Source organism: Stenotrophomonas sp. 22385 (assembly GCF_052045085.1).
In the GTDB taxonomy this organism is placed as follows: domain Bacteria; phylum Pseudomonadota; class Gammaproteobacteria; order Xanthomonadales; family Xanthomonadaceae; genus Stenotrophomonas.
Genome location: NZ_JBQEOG010000003.1, coordinates 398,326 through 413,623, shown reverse-complemented (window position 1 = coordinate 413,623; position 15,298 = coordinate 398,326). Strand labels below are relative to the sequence as shown.

The 15,298-nt window shown below is 67.0% G+C and carries 15 protein-coding genes; all 15 read left to right on the top strand.

Annotated elements, in window-relative coordinates; translation table 11 throughout:
- Nucleotides 1-842: flagellin (locus tag ACTJI4_RS08520; RefSeq protein ID WP_440869039.1), on the top strand; the 842-nt coding region annotated here is incomplete at its 5' end.
- 232 nt (nucleotides 843-1,074) lie between these two features.
- Entirely contained in the window at nucleotides 1,075-2,433 is a 1,359-nt protein-coding gene (gene fliD / locus ACTJI4_RS08515) for a flagellar filament capping protein FliD (protein ID WP_440869038.1), read from the top strand.
- 102 nt (nucleotides 2,434-2,535) lie between these two features.
- Nucleotides 2,536-2,952: a flagellar export chaperone FliS gene (gene fliS, locus ACTJI4_RS08510; protein WP_392917303.1), complete on the top strand. Its 417-nt coding sequence runs from the start codon at nucleotides 2,536-2,538 to the stop codon at nucleotides 2,950-2,952.
- Complete coding sequence (locus ACTJI4_RS08505) at nucleotides 2,952-3,266, top strand: hypothetical protein (RefSeq protein ID WP_440869037.1); 315 nt, start codon at nucleotides 2,952-2,954, stop codon at nucleotides 3,264-3,266. Before fliS ends, ACTJI4_RS08505 begins: the two co-directional genes overlap by 1 nt.
- Nucleotides 3,263-3,844 (top strand): PilZ domain-containing protein, encoded by a 582-nt coding sequence (locus tag ACTJI4_RS08500; RefSeq protein WP_392917297.1) that lies wholly within the window; start codon nucleotides 3,263-3,265, stop codon nucleotides 3,842-3,844. The genes ACTJI4_RS08505 and ACTJI4_RS08500 overlap by 4 nt, the downstream gene beginning before the upstream one ends.
- Nucleotides 3,845-3,977: 133 nt before the next feature.
- Nucleotides 3,978-4,610 (top strand): response regulator, encoded by a 633-nt coding sequence (locus tag ACTJI4_RS08495; RefSeq protein ID WP_392917294.1) that lies wholly within the window; start codon nucleotides 3,978-3,980, stop codon nucleotides 4,608-4,610.
- Nucleotides 4,611-4,874: 264 nt separating this feature from the next.
- Nucleotides 4,875-6,284, top strand: a complete 1,410-nt coding sequence (rpoN, locus tag ACTJI4_RS08490; RefSeq protein ID WP_440869036.1) for an RNA polymerase factor sigma-54 — start codon at nucleotides 4,875-4,877, stop codon at nucleotides 6,282-6,284.
- 14 nt (nucleotides 6,285-6,298) lie between these two features.
- Nucleotides 6,299-6,676 carry a response regulator gene (locus ACTJI4_RS08485; RefSeq protein WP_068851692.1) on the top strand — a complete coding sequence of 126 codons (378 nt, stop codon included), beginning with the start codon at nucleotides 6,299-6,301 and terminating at the stop codon, nucleotides 6,674-6,676.
- The gene (locus ACTJI4_RS08480) at nucleotides 6,673-8,169 is read left to right on the top strand and encodes a sigma-54 dependent transcriptional regulator (protein ID WP_440869035.1); all 1,497 of its coding nucleotides are present in this window, start codon (nucleotides 6,673-6,675) and stop codon (nucleotides 8,167-8,169) included. The genes ACTJI4_RS08485 and ACTJI4_RS08480 overlap by 4 nt, the downstream gene beginning before the upstream one ends.
- 673 nt (nucleotides 8,170-8,842) lie before the next feature.
- Nucleotides 8,843-9,907 carry a YadA-like family protein gene (locus ACTJI4_RS08475; RefSeq protein WP_440869034.1) on the top strand — a complete coding sequence of 355 codons (1,065 nt, stop codon included), beginning with the start codon at nucleotides 8,843-8,845 and terminating at the stop codon, nucleotides 9,905-9,907.
- 348 nt (nucleotides 9,908-10,255) lie between these two features.
- Complete coding sequence (fliE, locus tag ACTJI4_RS08470) at nucleotides 10,256-10,618, top strand: flagellar hook-basal body complex protein FliE (RefSeq protein ID WP_392917281.1); 363 nt, start codon at nucleotides 10,256-10,258, stop codon at nucleotides 10,616-10,618.
- Between the two features lie 12 nt (nucleotides 10,619-10,630).
- Nucleotides 10,631-12,277, top strand: coding sequence for a flagellar basal-body MS-ring/collar protein FliF (gene fliF, locus ACTJI4_RS08465; RefSeq protein ID WP_440869033.1), 1,647 nt, complete (start codon nucleotides 10,631-10,633; stop codon nucleotides 12,275-12,277).
- A gap of 22 nt (nucleotides 12,278-12,299) precedes the next feature.
- Complete coding sequence (gene fliG / locus ACTJI4_RS08460; protein WP_392917607.1) at nucleotides 12,300-13,286, top strand: flagellar motor switch protein FliG; 987 nt, start codon at nucleotides 12,300-12,302, stop codon at nucleotides 13,284-13,286.
- Complete coding sequence (locus tag ACTJI4_RS08455) at nucleotides 13,283-13,918, top strand: FliH/SctL family protein (protein ID WP_440869032.1); 636 nt, start codon at nucleotides 13,283-13,285, stop codon at nucleotides 13,916-13,918. The genes fliG and ACTJI4_RS08455 overlap by 4 nt, the downstream gene beginning before the upstream one ends.
- Nucleotides 13,915-15,297 carry a FliI/YscN family ATPase gene (locus ACTJI4_RS08450; RefSeq protein WP_440869031.1) on the top strand — a complete coding sequence of 461 codons (1,383 nt, stop codon included), beginning with the start codon at nucleotides 13,915-13,917 and terminating at the stop codon, nucleotides 15,295-15,297. Before ACTJI4_RS08455 ends, ACTJI4_RS08450 begins: the two co-directional genes overlap by 4 nt.
- The last annotated feature ends 1 nt before the right edge of the window (nucleotide 15,298 follow it).

Here is a 15,298-nt window from a genome sequence, read left to right as displayed (position 1 = left end):
CCCGCCAGACCAACTTCAACGGCACCAAGCTGCTGGACGGTTCGTTCTCCGGCGCGCTGTTCCAGGTCGGTGCCGATTCGGGCCAGACCATCGGCATCAACAGCATCGTCAATGCCAGCGCCAATGCCCTGGGCGGCGCCAAGTTCGACACCAGCACCCTGGACATCGGCGTGCCGGGCACCAACGGTGACGTGACCATCAAGGGCATGACCATCAAGGGCGCCGACGGCACGGCGTACACCCTGAAGGACATCGAAGTGAAGGCCGGCGTCGATGCGGCCGCCACCCAGAAGGCCGCCACCGCCGCCGTCGCCGCCGCCATCAACGAAAAGATGGACCAGGCCGGTGTGTACGCCACGATCAACGCCACCGCCGGCAAGATCGACCTGACCTCGGTCAAGAACAGTGTCAGCGACACCGGCACCTTCAATGCCATCACCGTGACCGCAGGCACCTGGACCGGCATCACCGCCCCGACTCCGGCCACCCCCACCACCGCCGCCGCCGGCGCCGCCCTGGCCAGCAAGTTCGCCAGCGACCTGGACATCTCCTCGGTCGCCGGTGCCCAGCAGGCCCTGTCGATCGTCGACAAGGCGCTGACCTCGGTGAACTCCTCGCGTGCCGACATGGGTGCGATCCAGAACCGCTTCACCTCCACCATCGCCAACCTCGGCACCACCTCGGAAAACCTGTCGGCCTCGCGCAGCCGCATCCGCGACACCGACTACGCCAAGGAAACCGCCGAACTGACCCGCACGCAGATCCTGCAGCAGGCCGGCACCGCGATGCTGGCCCAGGCCAACCAGTCGCCGTCGAGCGTCATGAGCCTCCTGCAGGGCTGATACCTGCAGAGGGTGCGCAACAGGAAACCCCGCTTCGGCGGGGTTTTTTGTGGTCGTCGCGCATCGAACGACGGCCGATGCCTGCCTGCTCTGGCATGACACTTGCAGCTGCCGTTGCATCAGCGCGCCCACCGTCGGGTGGACGGGCCTCAAGCCTCCCCGTTCCGGGCCGATACCACCTGCAGGAAGCGCAGGTGGATGCGTGCCCACTTTTCAAGACAGGACTGCAGACATGGCGATTGGCACCATTGGTACCGGCCTCGATATTCCCACCCTGGTAGCCCAGCTGGTCGCCAAGGAACGCGAGCCGCAGGAGAACCAGATCAATTCCGCCGGCACCGCCGCCAGTGCCAAATTGTCGGCACTGGCGACCCTCACCAGCGGCATGACCAACCTGCAGACCACCCTGGCCAGCCTGATCAAGAACGCCGACAAGCCGTCCTACAAGACCAGCACCGTCACCGACTCGAACTTCAGCGCCAGCATCGACACCAGCGAGGGCGCCGCCTCGGCCACGGCCGGCACTCACCAGGTCGAGGTCAAGTCGCTGGCGCAGGGCCAGAAGCTGAGCTCCGGCGCATTCGCCAAGGACGCCGTGGTCGGTGACGGCAAGCTCACCATCGCCTATGGCGACAAGACGCTCGATGTCACCATCAATGCCGACAGCAAGCTCAGCGACATCGCCGCAGCGATCAACAAGGCCGCTGGCGGCAAGGTGGTCAGCGCCAGTGTCATCACCGCCGATGATGGCCAGCACCTCATGCTCAGTGCGGTCGACACCGGCCTGGCCGGCGCCGTCAGGATCAGCGCCTCCGGCGGCAACGGTGGCCTCGCCGCCCTGACCTATGACGGCACTGCAGGCTCGCCGATGACCCAGGCGGTCGAGCCCAAGGACGCGGTCGTCATCGTCGATGGCTTCACGCGCACCTCCAGTTCCAACACCATCAGCGACATCGTGCCGGGCGTGAACCTGACCCTGACCAAGGCAGGCACCGAAGCCGGCAAGACCCAGACGCTGACCATCACGCGCGACAACACCTCGCTCAAGACCGACATGGCCGCATTCGTGGCCGCCTACAACTCCATGAACACCGCGCTGAAGTCCACCAGCGCCTACAACGCCACCAGCAAGACTGCCGCCGCGCTCACCGGCGATGCCATGGTACGTGGCCTGCAGCAGCAGCTGCGCAGCCAGTTCAGCAGCAACATCAACGGCCTCAAGGATATGGGCATCAGCCTGGCCGCCGACGGCAGCCTGACCCTGGACAGCGGCAAGATGGAAACGGCCATCGGCAAGGATCCCGACGCCGTCGCCAAGCTGTTCGGCAAGGACGGTGCCATCGGCAAGCCCATGGACACGCTCATCAAGAGCAATCTGGACAAGGAAACCGGCACCCTCACCCAGCGCACCAATTCGCTGAACAAGCAGATCAAGGACCTGGAAAGCCGCCTGGACGCGCTCGACGCGCGCATGGAAAAGGTCTCCGACCGTTACACCAAGCAGTTCACCGCCATGGAAACCCTGGTTACCCAGATGCAGACCACCAGCGACAGCCTGACCCAGGCACTGGCCAAGAAGACCAGCAGCTGAACCCCGGCGTCGCAACGCTCAAGTTTCCGCATTGCACCGCCGATATTCATGGCAGCACCCACCATCTGATTGTCGGCGTGGGGCCCAGAGGAGAGATTCCCAATGTACGGTTCCAGCCGTCAGTTCGCAGAGCAGTACCGAAAGGTCGGCGTGTCCAGCGCCGTCAACGATGCCGACCCGCACAAACTGGTCGCCATGCTGCTGACCGGCGCGTGCGAGCGCATCCGCCTGGCCGAAGCCTGCCTGGAGCGCAATGACCAGGCCCGCAAGGGCAAGGCGATCGGCGAGGCCTGCGCCATCGTCGGTCACCTCAATGGTTCGCTCGACCACGAAGCAGGCGGCGACATCGCCGGCAACCTGTCGGCCCTGTACGACTACGTCATGCAGCGCCTGACCGACGCCAACCTGCACAATGACGGCGCCGCCCTGCAGGAAGCCCTGCAACTGCTGACCGAGATTGATTCGGCGTGGAACGCCATCCCGCATGACCAGCGCCAGCCCGCTGCGGCAGGCGCCTGATGCGTGCCGCACTCGCCACCGACGTTCTGCAACCCCTGCACGACGCGCTGGACGAGTTGTCGCGCGCCGTTGAAGGTGAGGACCACGACCTCACCCAGTGCCTCATGGATGCCTACGACCAGCAGGTACGGGCGTACCTGGACGAACACGATGCGCGGATCGACGCCGGCTCGCTGCGTGGGCTGATCGCCCGCCAGCAGCAGCTCAGCATCCGCATGGCCGCCCGCCGCGACGAAGCGGCGACCCACATCACCGCCGACCGACGCGCCGTTCGCGCGTCCCTCGCCTACCTCCGGGCAGAATCCCTGACATGAGCGACCTTCGCCCCAGCGACATCCATCATCCGGCCGAAAGCGAGCTGTTCGATGAAACGCTGAGCTGCGATGTCGCCCTGCCCGCTGAATTCCGCCTGGGCACCAGCGTGATCCGCCCGGGCAGCGCCGAAACCCTGCTGCGCAGCGTTGCCCTGGTCGAGGATTCCCGGGGCGACGACGGCCACGACGACCGCGGCGAATCCAGCACCCAGCTGCAACGCCTGGAAGCCAAGCTGGACCTGACCATGGTCCTGCTCGGCCGGCTGGTGCGGCAGAGCGCCCAGGACCTGGACCTGCGCCCGCTGCGGTGGTCGCGCCGGGGCATCCGGCTGGAGCTGGGTGCGCGCACCGGTGCGCCTGCCGGCAGCCTGGGGGTGATCCGCCTGCAGCCCTGCGACTGGCTGCCCGACCATATCGACCTGCCCGTGGCCGTGCTGGCCGAGGCGGCCACCGGGTCCGGCTCCTGTTTCCTCTGGCTGCGCTTCGAGCCCATGAGCGACGGCCTGGAAATGGCCCTGGAGCGGCACCTGTTCCGCCTCCACCGGCGGCAGGTGGCAGATTCCCGGCGCTTGCGATAAAAGCCAGCGACTGACCGGTTGCCCGGCCAGGCGGTGGAGCCGATCGCGCCGCCGCCCGGGGCTACCCGCGCTTGGCTTGGGCCCCGCGCTAGGCTAATGTGAAGAACTTCTTGTCTTCACATCCCCTTTGCCCGTGCGCGTTCTCATCGTCGACGATCACACCCTGGTCCGCGCCGGCCTCAGCCGCCTGCTCCAGGGCTTTGCCGACGTGGACGTCGCCGCAGAGGCCAGCAATGCACAGCAGGCGCTTGAAATGGCACTGCTGCATTCACCCGATGTCATCCTGATGGACCTGTCCCTGCCCGGCCGTACCGGGCTGGAAGCGCTGAGCGACATCCTGGTGCGCGCCCCCGGCACCCGGGTGGTGATGATGACCATGCATGACGACGCCGTGCACGTGCGCGACGCCCTGGACCGCGGCGCGGTCGGGTTCGTGGTCAAGGACGCGGCACCGCAGGAACTGGAGCTGGCCCTGCGCGCGGCGCACGCCGGCCAGGTCTTCCTGAGCCCGCAGATCTCGGCAAAGATGCTTGCGCCCATGCTGGGCAAGGAAAAGCCGGTCGGTGTCGCCGCGCTATCGCCGCGCCAGCGGGAGATCCTGCGCCAGATCGGCAAGGGCGAGAGCAACAAGGAAATCGCCGCCGACCTGGGCATCAGCGTCAAGACGGTGGAAACCCACCGCGCCCGCATGATGGAATCGCTGGGCTGCCGCCGCGCCAACGACCTGCTGCTGCTCGCCGCCCGTCACCAGCACGAACTGGAATAGCTGCCGTCGATTCCCCGACACGCACCGGACTCAGCGGCCATCGTCGTCGGCTTTTTGAACCGGGTGCCGCCGGAAGGCTCCCGGAAATCACGCTTCAACCCGCGCACAGCGTCAAATAACCAGACATCCTGTAAGGAATCTCCCTACACACTGTCGGGAAGCTGACGACCCCGCTAGGGAACCCCCTGATTTCGCCCCTGCGAGATCACAAGCAAGATGTGTTCCATAACGCACCGGGGAGTCGGTGCGACGGGGATACACCATATGAAGCCGATGATGTCGACCCAGATGGGTCAGCAGCTGCACCTCACGCCGCAATTGCTGCAGTCGATCCGACTGCTGCAGCTGGATGGCATGCAGCTGGAGCTGGAAATCCGCCGCGCACTGGACACCAACCCGCTGCTGGAGCTGGAAGAGGCGCCTGCGCCCGAAACCGCGGAAACCGGCGAGGCCGGGGCCACGGTGGAGGTGGCCGCCTTCGACGAACTGCCCGAACCGGCGATGTGGGACGTGGCCGGTGCCAGTTGGCACGATGGTGACGACGACCGTCTGCAGCGCATCGCCGCCGACGAATCCAGCGACCCGCAGCTGCGTGCCCTGCAGCGTCTGTCGCTGGAACTGGGTGCACGCGAGCTGGCGGTCGCCCGCTTCTGGCTGGAGCACTGCGACGATGCCGGCTACCTGGATGCGCCGCTGGAGCAGCTGACCCTGTTGGCCAGCGCCCACTGCGATGTCGACGCTGCCGGCGTGGAAGCGGTTCGCCAGCAGATCCTGCAGGGCGACCCGGCCGGCCTGGCCGCCCGCGACCTGCACGAATGCCTCTCGGTCCAGCTGCGCGCCCTGCACGGCCGCGTGCCGGCCCGCCCCCTGGCCCTGCGCGTGCTGGACCATGGCCTGGAAGCCCTGGCTGCACACGACTACCCTGCCCTGGCCCGCCAGCTGGACGCCGAAGTGGCCGACATCCACGAAGCGGTGCGTCTGATCCTGTCGCTGCAGCCGCGCCCGGGCGACAGCCTGCTGCCGGATACGGCCGGCGCGGTGATCCCGGACGTGGTCGCCTGGCACGCCGACGGCCAGTGGCGCGTGGCGCTCAACCCGGCCACCAGCCGCCGCCTGAGCATCAACGCGACCTACGAGAGTGCCCTGGCCGATGCTGGCGACAGCGCCCAGCCGCTGCGCGACATGCTGCAGGAAGCCCGCTGGCTCACCCGTGGCCTGTCCATGCGCTACGACACCCTGCTGCGCACCACACGCGTCATCATCGAGCGCCAGGCCGGCTTTCTCACGCGCGGCGAAGAGGCCATGGCGCCGCTGACCCTGAAGGAAGTGGCCGACGCCATCGGCATGCACGAGTCGACCGTGTCGCGCATCACGACCGGCAAGTACCTGCAGACCCCGCGCGGCACCCTGGAGCTGAAGCACTTCTTTGCCGTGCGGCTGGAGGGGGCCAGCGTCTCCGGCCAGGCCGTGAAGGCCATGGTCCGGCGGCTGATCGACGCCGAACCGGCCGGTCGGCCGCTGGCTGATGAAGCCATTGCGGGACTTCTGTCACGCCAGGGCGTGAACATTGCGCGTCGAACCGTTGCAAAATACCGCGAACAACTGGACATCGCCCCGGCCCGGGAACGCCGCCGGCACAATGCCCGCACCCCGCTACTGGCCCGGGTGGGCTGAAGGAAGTACACGACATGAACAAGCTCACCGTCCTGCTGGTCGATGACCACGAGGGCTTCATCAACGCCGCCATGCGCCACTTCCGCAAGGTGGACTGGCTGGATGTGGTCGGTAGTGCCGGCAATGGCCTGGAAGCCATCGAGCGTTCCGAATCGCTGCGCCCGCAGGTAGTGCTGATGGACCTGGCCATGCCGGAAATGGGCGGACTGCAGGCGACCCGCCTGATCAAGACCCAGGATGATGCGCCGTACATCGTCATCGCCAGCCACTTCGACGACGTCGAACACCGCGAGCACGCCCTGCGTGCCGGCGCCGACAATTTCGTGAGCAAGCTGTCCTACATCCAGGAGGTCATGCCGATCCTGGAGGGCTTGAAGGAGCCCACGCCATGAGCGAGTCGCGCATCCTGGTGCTCGACAACGACGCCGTGCGTGCAGAGCGCACCGTTGGCCTGCTGGAATTCATGGACTTCAACCCGCGCTGGATTGCCGACGCGGCCGATTTCGATACTGCCCGCCACCGCGCCACCGACTGGATGGCCGTCATCATCGGCGGGCTGGAGCCGGGCGCGCGCAGTGAAGCACTGTTCGCCTGGGCCGGCCAGGGCGCATTGCCGCCGCCGGTGATGTTGATTGACGGCGACGCCGCCGCGTTCGCCCAGCGGCATGGTCTGCATGAGGCCAACGTATGGCCGCTGGAAGCTCCGCTGCGGCATGCACAGATGGAAGCCCTGCTGCGCCGGGCCAGCCTGAAGCGGCTCGATGCCGAGCACCAGGCCGGTGCCAGCCAGGACCAGGGACCGACCGGCGACGGTGCAGCGGTCAGCGCACTGCGCCAGATGATCGAGCAGGTGGCGGCCTTTGACACCACCGTGCTGGTGCTGGGCGAATCGGGTACCGGCAAGGAAGTGGTGTCGCGCTCGATCCACCAGCGCTCCCCGCGCCGCGATGGACCCTTCGTGGCGATCAACTGCGGTGCGATTCCGGCCGACCTGCTGGAAAGCGAACTGTTCGGTCACGAAAAGGGCGCCTTCACCGGCGCGCTGAGTGCCCGCAAGGGTCGCTTCGAAATGGCTGAAGGCGGCACCCTGTTGCTGGATGAAATCGGCGACATGAGCCTGCCGATGCAGGTGAAGCTGCTGCGTGTACTGCAGGAGCGCAGCTTCGAGCGCGTGGGCGGCAACCAGACCATCCGCTGCAACGTGCGCGTGATCGCGGCCACCCACCGCGACCTTGAATCGCGTATCGCCGATGGCAAGTTCCGCGAGGATCTGTTCTATCGGCTCAACGTGTTCCCGATCGAAGTGCCGGCGTTGCGTGATCGCAGTGAAGACCTGCCCGCGCTGGTGGGCACCATTGCCGGCCAGCTGGCACGCACCGGGCGTGGCGAAGTGCGCTTCAGCCCGGAAGCGCTGCAGGCGCTGGCCAGCTACGAATGGCCGGGCAATGTGCGCGAGCTGACCAACCTGGTGGAGCGCCTCGCCGTGCTGCATCCCGGTGGCAATGTCCGGGTGCAGGACCTGCCGGCGCGGTATCGGGGTGATTTCGCGGTCACGGCGCCGGTTGCGGTGGCGGCCCCGGTGGCTGCGGCAGGCGACGACCGGCTGGATCTGCGCAGCTTCTCGTTCCATGCCCCGGCAGCGGACGCAGGTGCGGTGACGAACGGTGCCGCCGCCAATGGCAAGGCACCTGCCCTGCCCGATGCAGGGCTCGATCTGCGCAACCATATTGCCAACATCGAGTTGAACCTGATCAACGAGGCATTGGAACGCACGCAGGGGGTGGTGGCACATGCCGCCCAGCTGCTTGGGTTGCGCCGTACCACGCTGGTGGAAAAGTTGCGCAAATACGGCATTGAGCGCGACCAGTCCGAACTGGCGGGTTGATGGGCCGCAGCGTTCACTCCCGTGTAATGAAGGCGCGGTCATCCTGCGGATACCCGATGAACGTTGAGCTCGATTGCAGCGCACGTCGGGGAACCGAGGTTTATGACGCGCCGCTCACGCACTCGTGAAAGCACGGCATGCGCGCCCACAGAGGGTACCGTCCATGGCGACTACTTCGAAATCAACGCACGACACCACTGCCGACCTGCTCAAACCCCTTGATGCAGCGCCCACCGAAGACGCGACTGGGCAGGACCAGGACGTTCAAGCCAGATGGCAGATGAGGAGCACCACGGCTGACACCCCTGATGCCAACGGAATCCCGCCAGCTCTGTCCATCGAGGATGCCGGATGATGTGCAACACAAGGCCCGGTTTCTACCGGGCCTTGTCCGTTCTGGGCGGGACATTCCAAAGCGCGCGCAACAATCGTGTCATCCGTGACCGTCTGTCTTCAGTACCTGTAGAAGATCCAGCCGACGGAGCCGTCCTGGATCACGATGGCAGATCAGTGCGGACCTTCACTCCGTCATGACGGCCACGGGCATAGCGTCGCCAGCAGCCGCGTGCAGGGGCCAACGACACGCTCCGGCACGCGGGGAATCGGGGGATTCACGCAGTTCGCTCGACCGGACAGACCCGGCCGGGTGCGCTGTCACCCGAGGATTTCCGCCATGGATCGTTCCTGGTATCGCATTGCATTGCGTGGTGTTTCGCGCGCCTCCTCCGCACGTTCCCTCGCCATCATCGGCGCAGCGCTGGGCGTGTTCCTGTCTACTTCCGCACCTGTGATGGCCCAATCGGTCTGCGACCAGACCGGGGGCACGGCGCCTACGGCTACCGGCGGGAGCGCCTTTGCGTGCGGCGATGGCGCAACAGCTGCGGGCGGCCTGGGTACCGCGTTCGGTACCGACAGTGCCGCTGGCGGCGGCAACTCCGTCGCCTTAGGTGGGATTGCCAACGCATCGGGTGACTTCAGCAGTGCCATCGGCCGCAGTGCCGCGGCAAGCGCCACTGCGGCTACCGCCGTGGGCTTCAACAGTGCTGCGTCGGGCGAGAACTCGATGTCGTTTGGTGCAAACTCCGCCGCGAGCGCAGCCAACGCCCACGCGTTCGGTACCGGCGCGGTCGCGTCCGGCGCCGACAGCACTGCCATCGGCAACGCCGCCAGCGCGACGGCTGCCAATTCGGTGGCGTTGGGTGCTGGATCCGTGGCTGGCGAAGACAACACCGTGTCGGTCGGTGCGGCCGGCGCCGAGCGCAAGGTCACCAACGTTGCCGCGGGCGTCAACGACACTGATGCGGTGAACGTGAGCCAGCTCAACGATACAGCAGCCACCACGCTTGCGTCGGCCAATACCTACACCGATCAACAGTTCAACCAGATCGGCGGATTGGCCAACAGCGCTGCTGCGGACCTGGCGCAGTTCAAAGCGGAAGCCAATGACCGTTTCGTGGGCATTGACGACCGTTTGAACGGCATGGACGAGAGCCTCCGCAACATGGACCGCCGGATCAGCCGCCAGGCGGCCATGGCGACCGCCCAGGTCCACTCCTTGGGCTCGCCCGAAGCGGAAGGCGAAAGCTGGTTCGGCGTTGGCGTAGGTCGGTCGGAAGGATCCAACGCCGTCGCGGTTGGATTCCGCCATCGCTTTACCAAGGGGTTCTCCGCCTCCGCGGGAGTTTCGAAGAGCAGCGACGAGAGCTCCGTGGGTGGTGGCGTCGGGTTCACCTGGTAACGCTCCGCCGCAATGAAGCAACGGACGCCCGGGCCTTCCGGGCGTCTTCATTTCAACGGGCACATCGCCCCCGCTGGCGGGCCAGGTGACCTTTGGACTTGATGTGCGCCGGCCAACAGCGCCACCGGATGCCGGCATCGAATCCCGGCGACGGTTTCCCGACGCCGGGGTTCCGTCACCTGCCCGCGTCGCCTTGACGCAGCGGCATTCCGTCGCGCCTGTCCTGTAACCGATTGCGCCGCAGGCCTTCACACGGCGCCATCACCACATCGCTGAACCACTCAGCCGTTTCGGCACGGGGCTTGCAACGTCATCACTCGAAACCCCCAAACAGCCGGAACGTTCCAGATGTCACACTCCGTCACCTCGATTCTCTCCCAGATCCGCACCTACCAGACCCAGGTCGGGCAGTCCGTAGCCAGCCCGCTGGCCGAGACTCCCCAGACCAACGCCCTGCAGGGGCTGGTGGCGCCGCGCGATGTCCAGGGCCCGAGCTTCACCGAGACCCTGCGCGGGGCGATCGCCGGGGTCAACGAGGCCCAGCAGAAGTCCGGCGCACTGGCCCGCGCCTTCGAGCTGGGTGAACCGGGCGCCGACCTGGCCAAGGTGATGGTCGCCTCGCAGCAGTCCCAGATCGCCTTCCGCGCCACCGTGGAAGTCCGCAACCGTCTCGTCCAGGCTTACCAGGACGTGATGAACATGCCGCTGTAAGGATAGAAACGCATGGCCCTGTCGCTCACCAAGGAATCCCTGAACGCCGAAAAGGCGGGCCAGTGGTTCGACCGGCTGCAAAGCCTGCAGATCACCCGTCGGCTCGGCCTGATGGCGATGATCGCCGTGGCCGTTGCGGCAGGCCTGTTCGTGTTCTTCTGGTCGCAGAAGCCGGGTATGGTTCCGCTTTACACCGGCCTGGACCAGAAGGCCACCGCCGAAGCCACCGACCTGCTGCGTGCCGCGCAGATTCCGTTCGAGCTGGACCCCGCCACCGGCGGCATCACCGTGCCGGAAAAGAACCTGCACGATGCGCGCCTCAAGCTGGCCGGCTCCGGCCTGACCGACAGCGGCAGGCTTGGCTTCGAGTTGATGGAGCGCGACCCCGGCTTCGGGGTCAGCCAGTTCATGGAGAACGCGCGCTATCAGCATTCGCTGGAAACCGAACTGTCGCGCACCATCAACACCCTGCGCCCGGTGCGCGATTCGCGCGTGCACCTGGCCATTCCCAAGCCCAGTGCCTTCACCCGGCAGCGCGACGTCGCCAGCGCCTCGGTGGTGCTGGAACTGCGCGGCGGGCAGCAGCTTGAGCGCGGCCAGATTGACGCCATCGTGCACATGGTGGCCGCCAGCATTCCCGACCTGGCCGCCGAACGGGTCACCGTGGTGGACCAGAGCGGACGCATGCTCAGTGTGTCCGACCCCAACAGCGAAGCGGCGGTCAACGCCGCCCAGTTCGAGCAGGTGCGGCGCCAGGAAACCTCGTTCAACCAGCGCATCCGCGAACTCCTCGAGCCGATGACCGGCCCGGGCCGGGTCAACCCGGAAGTCAGCGTGGACATGGACTTCTCGGTCACCGAAGAAGCCCGTGAGCTGTACAACGGCGAGCCGCAGAAGCTGCGCAGCGAACAGACCAGCGAAAACAGCACCAGTACTCCTGGCCCACAGGGTGTACCGGGTGCGGCCAGCAACACCCCGCCGGGCCCGGCGGCCGCGCCGGCTACCGCCGCCACGCCGACCGAAACTGCACGCAACGCCACCCGCAATTACGAGCTGGACCGCACCCTCCAGCACACCCGCCAGCCGGCCGGCCGCATCAAACGCGTTTCCGTGGCGGTGCTGCTGGACAACGTGCCGCGCCCCGGCGCCAACGGCAAGACCACCGAACAGCCGCTGTCGGCGGCCGAGCTCACCCGGGTCGAAGCACTGGTCAAGCAGGCAGTGGGCTTCGACGCCGAGCGCGGTGACACCGTGTCGGTCATGAACGCCCCGTTCGTGCGTGAGGTCATCCCCGTCGAAGGCCCCAAGTGGTGGGAGCTGCCGCAGGTGCAGGATGGACTGCGCCTGCTGCTCGGCGCCATCGTGGTGCTGGCGCTGGTGTTCGGCGTGCTGCGCCCGGCGCTGCGCTCGATCACCGGTACGCCAAGGAAGCTCGGCAAGGACGACAACCTGGAGCCGCACAGCGCCGACGTACAGCTGGTGGACGATGGCGAAGGCCTGCCGCAGCTCGCCTCGGACCGGGTAAACCTTTCAGGGCATGAGCCGCTGGCATTGCCCGTGGACTCCTACGAGGAACGACTGCGCATGGCGCGTGAAGCTGTAAAGACCGATTCCAAGCGCGTGGCCCAGGTGGTCAAGGGCTGGGTGGCCAATGATTGATCCCGCCGCCCCCCCGGCCCCGCTGAGCGGCGTCCAGCGCGCGGCCGTGCTGCTGCTGTCCCTGGGTGAAGTGGAAGCAGCCGACGTGCTGCGCCACATGGAACCCAAGGAAGTACAGAAGATCGGTATCGCCATGGCAACGATGAGTGACATCACCCGCGACCAGGTCGAACGGGTGATGGACCAGTTCAACGCCGAACTGGGCTCCAAGACTTCGCTCGGCGTCGGCTCTGACGATTACATACGCAACATGCTGGTGCAGGCGCTGGGCACGGAAAAGGCCGGCAACCTGATCGACCGCATCCTGCTGGGCCGCAACACGACCGGCCTGGACGCGCTGAAGTGGATGGATCCACGCGCGGTCGCAGACCTGGTCCGCAACGAGCACCCGCAGATCATCGCCATCGTGATGGCGCACCTGGAGACCGACCAGGCTGCCGACGCGCTCAAGCTGCTGCCCGAACGCACCCGGGTCGACGTGCTGCTGCGCATCGCGACCCTCGACGGCATTCCGCCCAACGCGTTGAACGAACTCAACGAAATCATGGAGCGCCAGTTTGCCGGCAACCAGAACCTGAAGTCGTCCAACATCGGTGGCGTGCAGTGCGCGGCCAACATCCTCAACTTCATGGACAGCGGCCAGGACCAGGCGATTCTGGGCGAGATCTCGCGCATCGATGCGCCGCTGAGCGCGCGTATCCAGGAAAAGATGTTCGTGTTCGACGACCTGATCGACCTGGAAGACCGCGAACTGCAGCTGGTACTGCGCGAAGTGAGTGGCGAACGCCTGGGCCTGGCGCTGCGCGGCGCCGACATCAAGGTGCGCGACAAGATCACCCGCAACATGTCCCAACGTGCCGCGGAAATCCTTCTCGAAGACATGGAGGCACGCGGTCCGGTGCGGCTGTCGGATGTGGAAACCGCGCAGCGCGAGATCCTGGCCATCGTCAAGCGCATGGCCGATGAGGGGACCGTCACGATTGGCGGCAACGCGGAGGCCATGCTGTGAACCACGCCGTGCGCTGGCTTGCCCCGGACCTGCTGGCGGCTCCTGCTGCGCCGCAGGACGACCATTACGACCTCGACGGACCGGTTGTCGAACACGAGCCCGAACCACTGCTGCAGCTGCCGACCCTGGAGGAAATCCAGGCGATCCAGGAGGCTGCGGAAAAGGATGGCTTCGAACAGGGACACGCCGACGGCCAGGCCCAGGGCCAGGCCGAAGTGCGCCGCCTGGTCGCGCAGATCGAAGGCATCCTGGACAACTTCGGCCGCCCGCTGGCGCGGCTGGAAAATGAGGTAGTGGCCGCGCTCGGCGAACTGGCCGTGCGCATCGCCGGGACCCTGGTCGGCCGCGCCTACGAGGCCGACCCGGCCCTGCTCGCACAGCTGGTGAGCGAAGCGGTCGACGCAGTCGGCGGTGCGAACCGGGAGGTCGAAGTGCGGCTGCACCCTGACGACATTGCCGCACTGGCCCCGCTGCTGCAGCTGTCGCCCACCCAGCGGCTCACCGCCGACCTCACCCTCAGCCGCGGCGACCTGCGCGTGCATGCCGAGGCCGTACGCATTGATGGCACCCTTGAAGCGCGCCTGCGCGGCGCGCTGGATGCGGTGCTGCGTAAATCCGGAGCCAGCGCATGAACCCTGACTCCCTGCCCCCGCCGGCGGCGGACTGGCTGGCTGCGCGCAACCTGCGCCTGGCCGCGCGACTGGACGGCATCCAGCCCGGCGGCGCGCATGGCCGAGGCCTGATCCGCGAAGGCGTGCTGCGCCGCGCGGTCGGCCTGACCCTGGAAGCGGTCGGCTGCGAATCGCCGATGGGTGCCAGCTGCAAAGTCGAAGTCGCCGACGGTGGCTGGGTCGATGCCGAAGTCGTCGGCTTCGCCGGTGAGCGCACTTACCTCATGCCCAGCGCCGAACTGCATGGCCTGCTGCCCAACGCCCGCGTGGTGCCCTCGCTGGGCCGCGGCGGCGTGGAAGTGGGCGAAGGGTTGCTTGGCCGCGTCATCGACAGCGACGGCGTCCCGCTCGACGGCAAGGGTCCGATCCGCGCCGAAGGCACAGTCGGCATGGCCGGGGTCTCGATCAACCCGCTCGCCCGTGAACCGATCACCCAGCCGCTCGACGTGGGCGTTCGCGCCATCAACGCCCTGCTGCCCATCGGCCGTGGCCAGCGCGTGGGCCTGTTTGCCGGTTCCGGCGTCGGCAAGTCCACCCTGCTCGGCATGATGACCCGTTACACCGCCGCCGACGTGATCGTGGTCGGCCTGATTGGTGAACGTGGCCGCGAAGTGCGCGACTTCGTCGAAAGCACCCTGGGCGAAGAAGGCCTGCGCCGCGCCGTGGTGGTGGCCAGCCCCGCCGACCGCCCACCGCTGGCCCGCCTGCACGGCGCCTACCGCGCCACTGCGATCGCCGAATGGTTCCGCGACCAGGGCTTGAACGTCCTGCTGCTGATGGACTCGCTGACCCGCTTTGCCCAGGCCCAGCGCGAAATCGGCCTGTCGGTCGGCGAACCTCCGACCACCCGCGGCTACCCGCCCTCGGTGTTTGCCAAGCTGCCTGCGCTGGTCGAACGCGCCGGCAACGGTGCCAAGGGCCGCGGCTCGATCACCGCCTTCTACACCGTGCTGACCGAAGGCGACGACCCGCAGGACCCGATCGCCGATGCCGCCCGCGCCATCCTCGACGGCCACATCCTGCTCTCGCGCCGGGTGGCCGACAGCGGCCTGTACCCGGCCATCGACGTCGAATCGTCGGTCAGCCGCGTCGTCACCGAGATCGCCGACGAACCCTGGCGCCTGCGCATCCGCAAGCTCAAGCGCCTGGTCTCGGCCTACTCCAGCAACCGCGACCTGATCGCCATCGGCGCCTACCAGCGCGGCAACGATCCGGCCACCGACGAAGCACTGGAACGCTGGTCGGACATTGTCGATTTCCTCGGCCAGGACGTCGGCAAGGCCGCCGACCTGCCGCACAGCCAGGCCGCGCTCAAGCGCCTGGTGGAACCTGAGGGCTGAC

Coding starts and splice junctions, on each gene's coding strand:
- fliD (WP_440869038.1), top strand. CDS start 1,075: ATGGCGATTGGCACCATTGGTACCGGCCTCGATATTCCCACCCTGGTA.
- fliS (WP_392917303.1), top strand. CDS start 2,536: ATGTACGGTTCCAGCCGTCAGTTCGCAGAGCAGTACCGAAAGGTCGGC.
- ACTJI4_RS08505 (WP_440869037.1), top strand. CDS start 2,952: ATGCGTGCCGCACTCGCCACCGACGTTCTGCAACCCCTGCACGACGCG.
- ACTJI4_RS08500 (WP_392917297.1), top strand. CDS start 3,263: ATGAGCGACCTTCGCCCCAGCGACATCCATCATCCGGCCGAAAGCGAG.
- rpoN (WP_440869036.1), top strand. CDS start 4,875: ATGAAGCCGATGATGTCGACCCAGATGGGTCAGCAGCTGCACCTCACG.
- ACTJI4_RS08485 (WP_068851692.1), top strand. CDS start 6,299: ATGAACAAGCTCACCGTCCTGCTGGTCGATGACCACGAGGGCTTCATC.
- ACTJI4_RS08480 (WP_440869035.1), top strand. CDS start 6,673: ATGAGCGAGTCGCGCATCCTGGTGCTCGACAACGACGCCGTGCGTGCA.
- ACTJI4_RS08475 (WP_440869034.1), top strand. CDS start 8,843: ATGGATCGTTCCTGGTATCGCATTGCATTGCGTGGTGTTTCGCGCGCC.
- fliE (WP_392917281.1), top strand. CDS start 10,256: ATGTCACACTCCGTCACCTCGATTCTCTCCCAGATCCGCACCTACCAG.
- fliF (WP_440869033.1), top strand. CDS start 10,631: ATGGCCCTGTCGCTCACCAAGGAATCCCTGAACGCCGAAAAGGCGGGC.
- ACTJI4_RS08450 (WP_440869031.1), top strand. CDS start 13,915: ATGAACCCTGACTCCCTGCCCCCGCCGGCGGCGGACTGGCTGGCTGCG.